Source organism: Paenibacillus sp. JJ-100, assembly GCF_948329825.1.
Classification (GTDB): domain Bacteria; phylum Bacillota; class Bacilli; order Paenibacillales; family Paenibacillaceae; genus Paenibacillus.
The window spans coordinates 142161-157195 of sequence record NZ_CAOJCM010000001.1; the positions used below are offsets into that span (position 1 = coordinate 142161).

At 46.4% G+C, this 15035-nt stretch carries 10 protein-coding genes and 2 tRNA genes; all 12 read left to right on the forward strand.

Annotated elements, in window-relative coordinates; translation table 11 throughout:
* Positions 1–323: 323 nt before the first annotated feature.
* Complete coding sequence (locus PQG66_RS00770; protein ID WP_442954986.1) at positions 324–1430, forward strand: ATP-binding protein; 1107 nt, start codon at positions 324–326, stop codon at positions 1428–1430.
* A gap of 119 nt (positions 1431–1549) precedes the next feature.
* Positions 1550–2515 carry an AAA family ATPase gene (locus PQG66_RS00775; protein ID WP_272034054.1) on the forward strand — a complete coding sequence of 322 codons (966 nt, stop codon included), beginning with the start codon at positions 1550–1552 and terminating at the stop codon, positions 2513–2515.
* A 4-nt stretch (positions 2516–2519) separates the two neighbouring features.
* Complete coding sequence (locus tag PQG66_RS00780; RefSeq protein WP_272034058.1) at positions 2520–3635, forward strand: DUF58 domain-containing protein; 1116 nt, start codon at positions 2520–2522, stop codon at positions 3633–3635.
* Complete coding sequence (locus tag PQG66_RS00785; protein WP_272034060.1) at positions 3632–4951, forward strand: hypothetical protein; 1320 nt, start codon at positions 3632–3634, stop codon at positions 4949–4951. The genes PQG66_RS00780 and PQG66_RS00785 overlap by 4 nt, the downstream gene beginning before the upstream one ends.
* Before the next feature lie 83 nt (positions 4952–5034).
* Positions 5035–5991, forward strand: a complete 957-nt coding sequence (locus PQG66_RS00790) for an aldolase catalytic domain-containing protein (protein ID WP_272034062.1) — start codon at positions 5035–5037, stop codon at positions 5989–5991.
* Between the two features lie 305 nt (positions 5992–6296).
* Positions 6297–8423 carry a bifunctional diguanylate cyclase/phosphodiesterase gene (locus PQG66_RS00795; RefSeq protein ID WP_272034064.1) on the forward strand — a complete coding sequence of 709 codons (2127 nt, stop codon included), beginning with the start codon at positions 6297–6299 and terminating at the stop codon, positions 8421–8423.
* 142 nt (positions 8424–8565) lie between these two features.
* Positions 8566–8639: transfer RNA gene (locus PQG66_RS00800), tRNA-Pro, on the forward strand.
* An 11-nt stretch (positions 8640–8650) separates the two neighbouring features.
* A tRNA-Gly gene (locus tag PQG66_RS00805) sits at positions 8651–8721 on the forward strand.
* A 186-nt stretch (positions 8722–8907) separates the two neighbouring features.
* Entirely contained in the window at positions 8908–9036 is a 129-nt protein-coding gene (locus PQG66_RS00810) for a hypothetical protein (protein ID WP_272034066.1), read from the forward strand.
* A gap of 129 nt (positions 9037–9165) precedes the next feature.
* The gene (abc-f, locus tag PQG66_RS00815) at positions 9166–11067 is read left to right on the forward strand and encodes a ribosomal protection-like ABC-F family protein (RefSeq protein WP_272034068.1); all 1902 of its coding nucleotides are present in this window, start codon (positions 9166–9168) and stop codon (positions 11065–11067) included.
* A gap of 415 nt (positions 11068–11482) precedes the next feature.
* Positions 11483–12517: a phenylalanine--tRNA ligase subunit alpha gene (pheS, locus tag PQG66_RS00820; RefSeq protein WP_272034070.1), complete on the forward strand. Its 1035-nt coding sequence runs from the start codon at positions 11483–11485 to the stop codon at positions 12515–12517.
* A gap of 47 nt (positions 12518–12564) precedes the next feature.
* Positions 12565–15018, forward strand: coding sequence for a phenylalanine--tRNA ligase subunit beta (gene pheT / locus PQG66_RS00825; RefSeq protein WP_272034072.1), 2454 nt, complete (start codon positions 12565–12567; stop codon positions 15016–15018).
* The last annotated feature ends 17 nt before the right edge of the window (positions 15019–15035 follow it).

Genomic DNA, 15035 nt, shown 5'->3' on the forward strand with positions numbered 1-15035 from the left:
TTTCTCTGATTGACTCACTTCCCTAAACTTGTCTATGATAAAAACAGACTTGCAAAAGAGGCGGAGCAAAGTAAAGGGTTTTCGTTTGGGAATTGGACAAGGTTAGCAAGGAACAAAACGTATATGATTTTTCCGGACTCGCTGTTTCTGAATTATCCGGATTAGGCCAGCTTGCGTTCCGGATACACCATCCATATTTTCGGCTCAGCCCCCTAATGAAAGGGAACCGGTAAGCAACAATATAATCGGCCCTTCCTGTTTCTGTGATGATATGATGTCCGAACGGCAAAGTTTATCATTTACGTGAAAAGGAGGAACCTGAAGTGATTAGTGAATTTCAGGATACAGCGCCTCAACGAACGGATGTGCTTTCACATGTGCATCTGGATAACAATAAGTATGAGAACGTGCTGGAACACATGGATAGTGGGATCATGCTGTTTGACAATCACGGTATCTTGACGTTTATTAACGTTCAGATGGCTAAACTGCTGGAACTACCCAGAAATTTGGTGAGTGGCTGCACATTAATGAAGCTTCTGCGTTTGCCACAGATGAGTCGATTCAAGAAAAAGAAAATTTTACGCATTTATCGGGAAACCATTTTCCATCGTAAGCGTTACCATGAGTTGATGGACGAAAACGGAAGGCATTGGTTAGTTACGGTTACTTATGGTGATCAGATGGATGGTGATTTTCTGTTTAGTGTCAAGGATGTCTCGGATTACAAGCAGATCGAACAGACTGCCTATCAAAACGATAAACTTGCTATGCTCGGGCGGATCTCCGCATCCATTGCCCATGAGATTCGTAATCCGTTAACGGCCATTCGTGGATTTATTCAGCTACTTCGCCCTCATCTGCTGCAGCTCGGCAAAGACGAGTATGCACGGATCATTTTAACAGAGATTGATAGGGCCAATGACATTATCTATGAATTTCTGAATTCCTCCAAACCTTCGGCTCCGCAAAAAACAGTCATGAAGGTAGAGTCTCTGCTTAAAGAGGTCGTTCTGCTAACAGAGAGTGAAGGATTAATGAAAGGGTGCGAAATCCTGCTGGAGGTGGAAGATACTCCACTTAATGTGTCCATCGATGTAAAACAGATCAAACAGGTCATTCTGAATATGGTCAAGAATGCAATGGACGCGATCGAAGAAGTTGGTGAAGAATATACAGGTATGATTCGGATCAAGACAACTACCGAGAATAAATTTGTGCAGATTACCATCGCTGATAATGGTCGTGGGATGGATCACAATACATTAGTGCGTCTATTTGATCCTTTTTTTACCACTAAAGAGAGTGGAACAGGCCTAGGGCTTTCTGTAAGCTACCGTATTATAAAAAATCATGGAGGCACGATCTCTGTCAATAGCCAGAAGGGTGAAGGCACCAGCTTTATGATCAAGCTTCCGTTGGTGTACTGATACAAATGATGTTAGAAGGGATCGGTATCTCGCCGATTCCTTTGTTTTTGTTGGTACGATTAGGGTTATAGTTAGAAGTGAAAGCGAATACATATGCATCGCGGGAGGATGGGATAACGATGAATGTTAAGGATATGGAAAGCATGAACGAACGATTGATAGAGCATGTAGGCAATGTGATTGTGGGTAAAGCTCGTACAATGGAACTGATGTTGACTGCGATTATCGCGTCAGGTCATGTCCTATTGGAAGATGTTCCTGGTACAGGAAAGACCATGCTTGCCAAATCCATGGCTTCTTCGCTAGACTGCACATTTCAACGGATACAGTTCACACCTGACTTGTTGCCTTCCGATTTAACGGGCATTCATTTTTTTAATCAAAAATCAGGAGATTTTGAATTCAGACCTGGCCCTCTGTTTGCAAATCTTGTACTAGCAGATGAGATTAACCGTGCAACACCGCGGACGCAGTCCAGCTTGCTCGAATGTATGGAAGAACGTCAGATTAGCATTGATGGTTCAACGAGACAGCTTGAAAGCCCATTTATTGTTATCGCCACCCAAAACCCGATAGATAATCAGGGAACATTCCCATTACCGGAAGCACAGATGGACCGATTTATGATGAAGATTGGCATGGGGTACCCAACCGGAGAAGAGAGTGTGGAGATCCTGAGAAGAACGGTTGCTAATCGCTCTATCGAGGATCTATCTATGATTATCTCTCGTGAACAGCTTTTGAAAGCACAGGAAACGTACAGAAATGTCGTTGTAAACGAAGATCTCATGCGTTATATCGTTCAGCTGACTGAAGCGACCAGACAACATGCTGAAGTGTCACTTGGCGTGAGTCCACGCGGTGCACAAGCTCTTTTAAAAGCTGCTCAGGCCTGGGCTGCACTTCATGGGAGAGATTATGTTGTACCGGATGATATTAAAACACTGGCAGAACCTGTGCTGGCTCACCGTCTAGTATTCCGTAATCGGATCAGACAACAGGAAGGACTAGCGGAACAGATCATTCAACAGATTCTGAGCCAAATCGAGGTACCAACCGAGACACTGACGACAGGCGGGCGTTAGGCTTATGGCACTTTTATGGCTTGTCGTTGTTGGGAGCTTGGTCATTGTACTACATGGTATATGGTTTGGCCGTCCGGTGTTACGGAAGCTCAAGTACAGTAGACAGTTCAGTAAGACACGGTGTTACGCTGGTGAGGAATTAGAGATGATTGAGACGATATCCAATGAGAAGCGAGTATCCGTTCCCTGGCTCAGACTTGAGGCCATGATGCCTGCGTCATTTGTGTTTCGCTCGGGCTCCGGCATGGATATCAGTCAAGGTAATATTTATCAGAACCATAAAAGTGTGTTTACTTTAAAACCCTATAATCGAATTACGCGTACACATCCGTTCGTGTGCTCCAAGCGTGGCGTATATACGATGGATACAGCTACCATGACCGGGGGAGACTTGTTTGGTGTATGGCGTTCAACGAAGCTGGTACCCGTGCAGATGTCGATGATCGTGTATCCTTCATTGGTGAACATCGATGATATGCCTGCGATATATCAGATCTGGCAAGGAGAAGTGGAGGTTACCCGTTGGATTGTAGAGGACCCATTTCTCATTCTGGGCGTGCGGCCTTATGGAGCAGGTGATCCGATGAATCGAATTCATTGGAAAGCAAGCGCGCGAACAGGAGAACTTCAGGTGTACAAGCAAGGTTGGACGGCAGATCCGCAGTCCTGGATTGTGGTTAATGTACAGGACTCAGCCGAGATGTGGAGTGTAGTGACTAAGCCTGAGCTGATTGAAAAGGCGCTTCGCTACGCTGCTACTGTAGCTGTGGATACGATTGGCAGAGGACTACCTGCTGGATTTGCACATAACGGCTACCGTGCAGGGGCAGGTCGTGAAGTGCTTCGCATTGAACCGGATTACGGTAAACCTCATCTGGAACGAATACTGGAAGCTATGGCTGAGACCGAGTTGAAATGTTTGGTGCCTATGGAACAGTTTTTGCAAGATGAAGTACGATTGAATGAGGCAGAGCAACAGATCCGCAGTTATTTGTTGATTACCTCATATGTCTCTACAGCCATGGAACATGAGATTGGTCGATTACATGATCAAGGACACCGTGTAACTATTTTACCTGTAGAGCAGCTGAAACGGAGTGTAGGGGTGGTGGGGGCATGAGTGAAAATGAAAACGATGAAATGAAGCGAACTCCTGTCTTTTCGATACTAGCTGTTCCGTTCATTGCTATATATCTGTTTCCGATCTTCACGATGACATCGCTATATTCCAAGATGTATTTTCCATATCTTTTATTCGGGTTATTTGTACTGGCAGGTTGGTTTGGTCAATGGATTCGGCTTCGATTGACAAGCTTCGTAGAGAAAAGCACATTTTCTAGAGGTCTGACAGCCATTGTTGCTGGCATTTTGTTCGCAATGGTTCTCGGTCTATGGATGACTCTTTCAATTCCAGAGATTATTACGATTGGAGCTGGAGGATGCATTGCGACGCATATAAGCCTGAATTTTGATCCTGCTATGCGTACTATAAGTCTATGGCGTCTACAGATTACAGGAACAATGAGTGCTATTGTGCTTACGATTGTGCCAACTCAGATCGAATTTATGCAATCGATGGAAGTGTATTCATTCTATATTTATGCTGCTGGTGCCATTAGTTTTTGGTTTTGGATTGTCGGTCAATACAGGGCACAACTGGATCGGGCAGTGCTTAACGATGGTAAACGCAGGCTTGTGCTAAAACAATTTACACAGGCCAATCATCGGCGGATCACTTGGATGTTGATTATTATCGCGGGTATCGGTGCTTTTCCCAGTCTTGCTGCCTGGCTTGCGCCGTTGCGAGATCGTCTGCTTGCGTGGATCAGAGGCTTATTTGATGTTTCTCCAGTAGAGTCGCCACTTACTCCTGAGATGCCCAATGAGCCAATGAGCTTGCCAGATGAGTTAAGAGCAGAGCCCTCGGAGCCTTCTGTATTATGGGACATCCTCGGCTGGATTGTTTTGGGTGCAGCAGCGGCTTTAATCCTGTGGCTTCTGATCAGGCTGGGTAGAACAATCATGGACAAACTAACGGAGCGGTTCAAGGAGATGTTACGGCCGGTGCAGAAGAAGCAAGAACCGAGATCAGAGTATGTGGATATTAGTGAAACACTGGAAGTGCCAACCAAAGTCCGTAAGCGTTGGTTTCGAAAAAAGGAGCCGGTGCCAGCTCAAGCTGCAGACCGTATTCGATATTACTATCGAACCTGGGTGAGCTTTGCTATGAAGCGTGGATCTCAGATTGAAAAATCGGATACACCATTAGAAGTAGCAGAGACAATTAAGGAAGTTTTTGGAAAACAGAAGGAGCTTGCTGAGGCAGAACTGGCTAGAATTCTTCCTATAGCATATAACGCTGCGCGCTATGGTGAGAAAGTTGATGATCCGGATGTGGTTGAGATGGACCGAATCTGGAAATCTTACCGTAAATAAGCCCGGAATCCCTTTACTTTTCTTGTCACGTTCAAGTATCATGAGAGGAATACACAAGTTGGTCAGAAAAGGAGCAGACATTAATGAAGACAAATCATTGCAAAATTGTAGATTGTACTATCCGTGATGGTGGGCTGGTGAATAATTGGGATTTTAGCGTCGAATTTGTTCAAAAGCTGTATGCAGGACTGAACGAAGCTGGCGTTGATTATATGGAAATTGGCTACAAAAACTCGCCGAAGTTGCTGAAAGGCTCTGAAGATGCAGGACCATGGCGCTTTCTGAATGATGATTTTCTTCGTAAAGTGATTCCGCAAAAAGGCAATACGAAATTGTCTGCACTTGTTGATGTAGGACGTGTAGACGAGAATGATATTTTGCCACGCAGTGAGAGTATGCTCGATCTGATTCGCGTAGCTTGTTATAGCAAAGACGTGGACAAGGCGCTTGCCCTGGTTCAAACATTCCATGATCGTGGTTATGAAACAACACTGAATATTATGGCTCTCTCTAATGTTATGGAGAATGAATTGTTAGAAGCTTTTGAATTAATTAAAGAAAGTTCAGTAGATGTGGTATACATTGTAGATTCCTATGGTAGCTTGGATCATAACGATGTAAAATATCTAGTGGAGAAGTTCAAGACACATCTTCCGAACAAACGTCTTGGGGTGCACACGCATAACAACATGCAGCTTGCATTCTCCAATACACTGGTGGCAGCTGAGCTAGGCGTAGAATTACTCGATGCGTCTGTATATGGCATGGGACGCGCGGCAGGAAACTGTCCGACGGAGTTGCTGGTAGCTCATTTGAAAGGGACAAAATATAACTTGCGTCCGGTTCTCGACGTATTGGAACAACTTATGGTTCCTCTCAGAGAAAAAGAAGAGTGGGGTTACATTCTGCCTTATATGATTACAGGTGCATTGGACGAGCATCCACGTTCGGCGATGGCTCTTCGCTCGTCAGAAGACAAAGACAAAGTTGTTGATTTCTATGATAAACTGACAACCCCAGAAGTAAACTTCGATAAATAAACATAGTCTGATATACGAATATATATTTTAGAAAACATGGTCTCTTACTCAGAGGCCATGTTTTTAGTTCTTTGTACCTTCTTTTTAATCAATACTGTGATCATATATTCCTAGGGGGGACTAATTTTCAGTTCACTAATACGGGTTTAAATGTTATTATGTACCAGAAAGCACATGGTTGAAACGGAATTAACCAGTGGTCAATGTATATATTTGTCGAAATGTGTAATATACTTTGGTGACATATTGAACATAATCTGGAGTTACACGTATTTGGATAGCAATCCCAGGAAGGAAAACGTGGTATGAAGGTTAAAATGCAAGGTCAGAGTCAAATAGGTTTGGTCGCCATCGTTGGTGTACTATTATTTCTTACAAGTCAGTGGTTTCGTTCTTATTCAGGCTCTGATCTGTTCATTTCGAGCTACCCGGTTATAACGCTTATCGGCGGATTCGCTGCAACAGCTGCCTGTATTGGGATCTATAATCAAAGCTGGTTGTTTCAAACTCAAAAGTTGACATTGCGCAGAGTGTTATTAACAACACTCTTCTTGATCATAGGTTTATTTGAATTAGTACATATCATCGCATTCGCAGAGGAAGTTCCCCATAAAGCGTTGATGGAATCCAATTTTTCCTTAATGATGTCAACGATGGGGTCAATGGTTTGTTCGCTGGGTCTGTTAATAATATATTCTTTGAAAGAGAAACAAGTTGCATTACCGCGTAAATTTTTTCTCTTCAGCACTACAATTGGTATTTTTCTGATTTTGTACATCTGTTCGATCCAACAGTGGGGGATCATGCCTGATCTGTTAGATGGTCATCTGCTCGGCAAGGTATTCACTCGTATGCATTTGATAGCAGGTGTGTTATATATTTTCGGGATTTTAATTCTACATATGCAGTGGAAAAAAACAAAGAACGCTGATCTACCGCCCATATTATGTGGTTTACTCTGTTTTTTGTTTAGTCAAAGTTATTTCGTAGCCTCAACTACAGTGGATGATCTTAATCTATTGTTTGGAATGCTTAGCAAGTGTATGGGATACTTTTTTGTCCAAAAAGGGCTTTACGCTTCTGTAATTGATACACCTTTTCGACAGCAACAGGCGGCTGAAGCCAAAATGAATTATATTGCGCATCATGATGATGTTACGGGGCTTCCGAATCGCCGCCGCCTTAGCCAGCGGCTCCAACTCATGATGGATGATGCTACCGTAGACGAAAAGCTCGTTGGCGTACTGGTGCTGAATATCAACCGTTTCAAAACCATTAATGATTCACTTGGACAACAAGCAGCTAACCGAGTTCTGCGGCAGGTTGGGCGACGACTGGATCAATCCTCTCTTCCGGGAGAAGAAGTGTTTGGGCTGGGGAGAGACGAGTTTGCGCTGACCATGACCGATTTTCACAACACAGATATCGCGCTGCGCCGAACGAGGACAATTTTGCAACTTTTTGAAAAACCGGTGTTGGTCGATGGAAGCGAGTATCACCTCACTCTCGGCATCGGCATGGCGATCTTCCCTTATGACGGGGAGACTCCACAAGAGATCATCCAGAATGCAGACACGGCTCTGCATAATGCGAAAGAACAGGGAATCGAACTGAATCGGTACGCGCATGCCATGCAGATGAAAGCCCAGGAACGCTTGCAACTTGAAAATGATCTCCGTAAAGCACTCACTCGGGGCCAGTTTTATCTGGTATATCAACCTCAGGTGAATTTGCAAAGTGGCCTAGTTGTGGGGATGGAAGCTCTGGTGAGGTGGCAGCATCCGCTAAGGGGATCGGTGTCTCCGGCAGAGTTTATCCCACTGGCTGAGGAGAGTGGACTGATTGTCCCTCTTGGGGAATGGGTGCTACGTCAGGCGTGTACACAGAACAAGCTATGGCAGGAAGCCGGGTATCGCAAGTTGTGTGTGTCTGTCAACCTTTCAATGAGACAGCTCAGACACTCTCATCTCCTCGATAGTATTAACACGATCCTCAGAGAAACGGGACTCGAACCGGCTTGGCTGGAACTGGAGATTACCGAAAGCATGACGTTCGACAAGGACCGTGCTTTTGAGCAACTTCATAAAATCAAGGAGATTGGTGTACATATCAGTATCGATGACTTTGGCACAGGGTACAGTTCATTACATTACCTCAAAGATTTGCCGATTGACAGGCTCAAGATTGACCGTTCATTCGTCAATGAAATTATGGAAGACAGTAATAACGCGGCCATTGTATCAACAATCACGTCGATGGCGCACCATCTGCAATTAAAAGTTACCGCTGAGGGAGTAGAAAACGAAGAACAATTGACGTTCCTGCGCAAGCAGCATTGTCATGAGGCACAAGGGTTCTTTTTTAGCAAACCGATTGAGGCGTTAGACTTTGAAAGAAAGTTTCTGGCAGATGTAGATAAACCCACGGGATAACGGCAGCAGGGGCGCGAGAGCGTTCCTGCTTTTTTTGACATCTTCGTTTATGGGAAAAAAACGCAATTATAACTTGCGCGCTAGTGCAAATCATGGTATATTATTTTTTGTAAAATCACTGTTAACTTCCACTGGAATTTAACGGGACGTAGCTCAGCTTGGTAGAGCACCTGGTTTGGGACCAGGGGGTCGCATGTTCAAATCGTGTCGTCCCGATCGTTAATCATGCGGGTGTAGTTCAATGGTAGAACTTTAGCCTTCCAAGCTAATAGCGTGGGTTCGATTCCCATCACCCGCTTAACCGTAGTACCCGAAACCCTTGTCTCAAGGGTTTTTCTTTTTGTCTGAATTAAAGATGCCAGGATTGTTGCATACTGACTTTGCTTTTTTTGAAAGATCTGGTACAATAACGGAGAATTGATACTACACATGAATGAGAGGTAACCATACGTCCCATGGAGTAAGACACATGAAGTGAACCCCAGTGAACTGCAGATTGATATTGACGCAGTCAGCCGAGCGGCTGAGCAATGAGGGGATTCGTGTGTCCAAATTCAGTTATGGGAAAAGTATGGAACTGGCAGGCTTTACAGCTTGTAAGTACCCTTATTAGGGTTTCTTTGTTCATGCTATGTTTAATCTCATACCTGTATTCTGAACGCTTGAAATCCATAACAATTGCTAAATCGCCGGCTGATGCCAGCGATTTTTTTGTTTTTTGTTCAGGAAAGGATGAGGACTCATGATGACATTGGTACGCTTGCATGAAGTATCAAAAGAATGGAACGGTATTGAATTGTTCGCAGGATTGAACCTGGAAATTAACGAAGGCGAACGACTCGCCATTTTAGGCCGTAATGGATGCGGCAAAACAACACTTTTACGCATGATACTTGGCGAAGAGCAAGGTGGTGGACGTATTGACCGTCATCTTCCGTTACCCGAGTGGGGGTTCATGCGACAACGTTCAGAGGTGCCAAGTGGATTAAAGGTACTGGATGCAGTACGTCAGGAGAGTGGGCGTATGGACGAGATTAAGCGAAAATTGGATGAATTAGAGCGCCGATTGAGCGATGCTGATGCTGCCGGAAATGCCAACTTACTTGACGAGTATGCCCGTTCATTGGAAGAATATGAGCAATTGAATGGATACATGTGGGAAACCGAGGTGGAGAAGGTATTGACCCGTCTGGGGTTAACCGCAGAACACTGGAGCATGCCATATCACTCACTCAGCGGCGGTCAGAAAACGAAAGCCAGGCTTGCTGGACTGTTGGTTAGCAAGCCCAAGTTCCTGATCCTGGATGAACCGACCAACCATCTGGACGAGGAGAGCATGCGCTGGCTGGAAAACTGGTTATCAGCATACGAAGGGACGGTCTTGTTTGTATCCCATGACCGAACATTTATTGATCGGGTAGCGACTAGTGTGATTGAATTCAGCCCTGACCAATTGAAAAAATATAAAGGCGGATATACAGATTATAAAGCGCATAAAGAGCGAGAGCTAAAGGAACAGGAGACACTCTATCGTAAACAGCAGTTGGAGCGAAAAGCTCTGGAGGAAACGATTCGCAATTACCAAGAGTGGTTTCATAAGGCCCACAAAGCTGCACCTGATCAGGAAGTGAAGATCACTCAGAGTTTTTACAAGGCCAGAGCCAACAAAAATATTTCACGTTACCATGCCAAACAGAAGCAGCTGGAACGACTGGAGAATGAGCGGGTGGATAAACCGCGTGAAGCCGCCAAATTGAACATGGAACTCCAGATGAGCTCAATCGGGGCTAGGCAGCTTCTTGCGCTGGAAGAAGTAAGTTTCTCGTATAATCCTGCGCAGTCATTTCTTTGCGATTTGCGAATTGCCGTAGAGCGCGGGGATCGGCTCGCGGTTCGCGGACCGAATGGAACGGGGAAGAGCACGCTGCTGAAATTAATGATTGGTGAGCTCCAGCCTTCGCAGGGAAAGGTGAGTCGCCATCCACAGCTCAACATCGGTTACTTCTCACAAGAGCTTGAAGGTTTGCCAGAGGAAGCAACGTTGCTAGACAGCTTACTGGTTCTTCCTTCCATGACACAGAGTGCTGCACGGACTATTCTGGGATGTTTTTTATTTTCGAGAGAAGATGTGTTCAAACGTATTGGCGACTTGAGTATGGGGGAGAAGTGTCGCGTTGCTTTCCTTAGACTGTATTTCGGCGGTGCCAATCTGCTAGTGCTGGATGAGCCAACCAATTACTTGGACATTGATACCCAAGAAGTGATGGAGAATGTGTTAAAAGAGGCTTCTGGCGCACTGGTTATTGTATCCCACGACCGGATGCTGATTCGATCTCTGGCGAATCGCCTATGTGACTTGAAGCCGGACGGAACGATATCACTCTTCGAGGGCGGTGTGGCAGATTGGGAGCAATCTGTGAAGCTACGGGAGTCTGCACTGGATACTCGTGATTCGGATGACGAACGTCTGCGGCTGGAGATGCGACTGTCCGAATTGCTTTCTCCGGTGAGCGGTGCGGGGACAGAACGTGAACGTCTTGTGGTCGCTGAGTCCGCGGCAGAGAGAGAGGCGGAAGCAGCCGAGATTCGTGCAATTCAGCAGCGATTGAAAGAGCTGAAGAAGCAAGGTGCATCTTCAACATAGCCTGATGACATGCTTGCTATTTTGCCGTGTTTTGCATATAATAATGAACGATCATCGATCATTAGTATCGATAAAGGTTTGAATTGAACAAACGTATTGATGGAGACAAGTAAGCAGTGCCTCTGGACAGGGAGGAAGCGCCGTAGATTGAGAGCGTTTCTGTAGAACCAGGCTGCTGAAATTCACTCCGGAGCGGTTCCCTGAACTTGATGATGTGTGTACACACAGCGAAGACAGTAGGGGCAAACGGTTAACGGTCGTTATTCCGTACAGAGTGAGACAGAACGTGTTGCATTGCATGATACGATGTGACATCGGGAGTCTAACAAGGGTGGTACCACGGTCTTTTCGTCCCTTTTGGGGAGAAAAGGCCTTTTTTTGTTGCAATTACAGCACATTAAGGAGGCAATTACACATGAAAGAACGTTTAGAAGCTTTGAAGATCGAAGCGCTAGAACAGTTGTCTGGCGTGAACGATCCGCAGGCGCTTGGTGATCTGCGTGTAAAGTATTTGGGAAAAAAGGGTGCGTTAACTGAGATTTTGCGCGGTATGGGTGCGCTGAGTGCTGAGGAGCGTCCAGTCATTGGGCAAGTAGCCAACGATGTTCGTGGAGCGATTGAAGAAGTCATCGACCGCAAGCAGGAGCAGTTCCAGAAGGAAGAGACTGCGAAGCGACTTCAATCGGAGAAGATTGACGTGACTTTGCCGGGACGTCGCGGACGTCAAGGCGGACTGCATCCACTGACGAAAGTGGTGCAGGAGATCGAAGATATTTTCATCGGTATGGGATACCGTGTTGCGGAAGGTCCTGAGGTAGAAATGGACTATTATAACTTTGAGGCGCTGAATCTGCCAAAGAATCACCCGGCCCGGGATATGCAGGATTCCTTCTATGTTACTGAAGATCTGCTGATGCGCACACATACTTCTCCAGTACAGGTACGTACGATGCAAAGTATGAAGGGTGAAGTGCCAGTCAAGGTCATCTGTCCAGGTAAAGTATACCGCCGTGATGACGATGATGCGACGCACTCCTTCCAGTTCCACCAGGTAGAAGGCCTCGTTATTAGCGAGAATATTCGGATGAGTGACCTGAAAGGAACGTTGCTGCAGTTTGTACGTGAGATGTTCGGGGCCCACACGGAGATTCGTCTGCGTCCAAGCTTCTTCCCGTTCACCGAGCCAAGCGCAGAAGTGGATGTAACTTGTGTACAATGCGGTGGCAGCGGCTGCCGGGTTTGCAAACAAACAGGCTGGCTTGAAATTTTGGGCGGTGGCATGGTTCACCCGAAAGTGCTTGAGATGGGCGGATATGATCCGGAGAAATACAGTGGTTTCGCCTTCGGTATGGGGGTAGAGCGGATCGCAATGCTGAAGTACGGCATTGATGACATTCGTCATTTCTACAACAGTGACCTGACTTTCCTGAAACAATTCGGACGGTTGTAATTAGATTGAGCGCTACACTAATAAATAGATTAAGGAAGTGAACGTGCATGAGAGTATCGACAGATTGGCTGTCTGATTATATTGCCCTTGAAGGTGTCACACCGCAGGAGCTGGCTGAGAAAATTACGCGTGCAGGGATTGAAATTGATGTAGTGGAGAACCGCAACCAGGGTGTAAACAAGGTCGTTGTCGGTTATGTGAAGAGTAAGGAGAAGCACCCGGATGCGGACAAACTGAATGTCTGTGTGATTGATGCAGGCCAAGAGGAAGAGTTACAGATCGTCTGCGGAGCGAAAAATGTGGATGCGGGTCAAAAGGTAGCAGTAGCCCTCGTAGGCGCGAAACTCCCTGGTGGGCTGGATATCAAAAAGGCTAAGCTGCGCGGCGTGGTATCGCTCGGTATGATCTGCTCCGCCAAAGAGCTCGGCATGAACGATAAATTGCTGCCTAAAGATCAACAAGAAGGTATCCTTGTTCTGCCGGAAAACACAGAGATCGGCACACCAATCAGCCAGGTACTGGGTCTGGACGATCATGTGCTGGAGCTGGATCTGACACCGAACCGTTCCGACGCTTTGAGTATGCGTGGTGTAGCATACGAAGTGGGAGCGATTCTGGGACGTGAAGTGACGTTGCCGAATCCGAAAGATCAGCTAGTCGAAGCTGGCGATGAAGCGGCTAATCATATTTCTGTAGCGATCAAAGCACAGGAGCAATGTAGCCACTATGCAGCTCGTTATGTGACTGGAATCAAGCTTGGCGCTTCCCCGCTCTGGATGCAAAACCGTCTTATGGCAGCAGGTGTGCGTCCGATTAATAATATCGTAGATATTACGAATTATGTCATGCTTGAATACGGTCAGCCGCTGCATGCGTTTGATGCAGATAAGCTGGAGAATGGCCGCATTGAAGTACGCATGGCCCATGAAGGCGAAACGATTGTGACGTTGGATGGTCAGGAGCGCAAACTGGAGCCGCATATGCTGCTCATTACCGATGGCGTGAAGCCTGTCGCCATCGCTGGGGTTATGGGCGGTGAAAACTCCGAGGTATCGGAAAGCACCGTGAATCTTTTGCTGGAGTCCGCCAAGTTCGATGGCGGAACTGTTCGGAAGACGTCGCGCCAACTGGGGCTGCGTTCCGAAGCAAGCTTGCGTTTTGAAAAAGAGGTAGACCCGGGGGCGGTTATTACCGCTCTGGATCGTGCGGCTGAACTCATTCAGCGTTATGCGTCTGGCCAAGTACACCAAGGCATTGTTCAGGCTGGCGTCGAAGCTTCCGAGAAGCGTGTCATTCAACTGTCTCTGAACAGACTGAATCGTTATCTGGGAACGGATCTGTCTTTGCTTGAGGTGAAAACGATCTTCTCACGATTGCATTTTACTTATGGTGATGGGGAGCAGGGCGTTCTCGATGTTGAAGTGCCAACGCGCAGAGGAGATATCACACTAGATGTCGATTTGTTCGAAGAGGTTGCGCGGTTGTACGGATACGACAACATTCCAACCACATGGATTGAAGGTCCAACTACACCAGGGGCATACACGCGTCCTCAGGCCATTCGTCGTACGATCCGTGGAGTGATGTCGGGTAGCGGCTGGCAGGAGATGATCAGTTATTCCTTTGTCCATCCGGACAAAGCTGTGCTGTTCCCTGCATTGACTCAAGGAAGCAAAGCCGTTAAATTGGCTATGCCGATGAGCGAGGATCGCAGTGTGCTGCGTACGAGTATTTTGCCACAGATGCTGGATGCTGCTGTATACAACATGAATCGGAAACAGGATTCACTCGCTGCGTTTGAAATCGGAAGTGTATTCTTCACAGAGGAAGAAAAACTGACCAAGCAACCACATGAAATTCCAGTACTGGCACTGCTCCTTACAGGTAACCGTGCAGCGCAGCAATGGAATGTTGGAGCAGAGGAAGTAGATTTCTTTGACATCAAAGGTGCACTTGAGAACTTGTTTGCATACTTGGGGCTGGAGCAGCGAATTCGTTTCGTAGCGAACAGTCCGGAAGGGTTCCATCCAGGGCGTTCTGCCTCCGTATATCTGGATGGCAAAGAGGGCAACGAAGGTACATTGATTGGTACTCTTGGTCAATTGCATCCAGAACTACAACAGCAATATGATCTGAACGATGTTTATGTTGCCGAAATCGCTCTTGAAGCAATCTATGAGGAAGCGGATGCGGATATCCGTTATCGCGAGCTTCCACGCTTCCCGGCAGTGGAGCGGGATATTGCGGTAGTCGTTAACAAGGAGATTGAGGCGGGTGATATGCTTCGCGCCATCCGTGAATCCGCAGGTGAACTGTTACAGACGGTACAGGTATTCGATGTATTCACAGGTAGCAAATTAGGTGAAGACAAGAAAAGTGTGGCCATGGCTCTGGTATATCGGAATCGTGAGCGCACACTGACCGATGAAGAGATTACTGAAGTCCATGCCCGTGTGGTAGCACGTCTGGAAGAGCAATTTAACGCAGAATTGCGTAAATAGGACGGAAGTCAATTTTT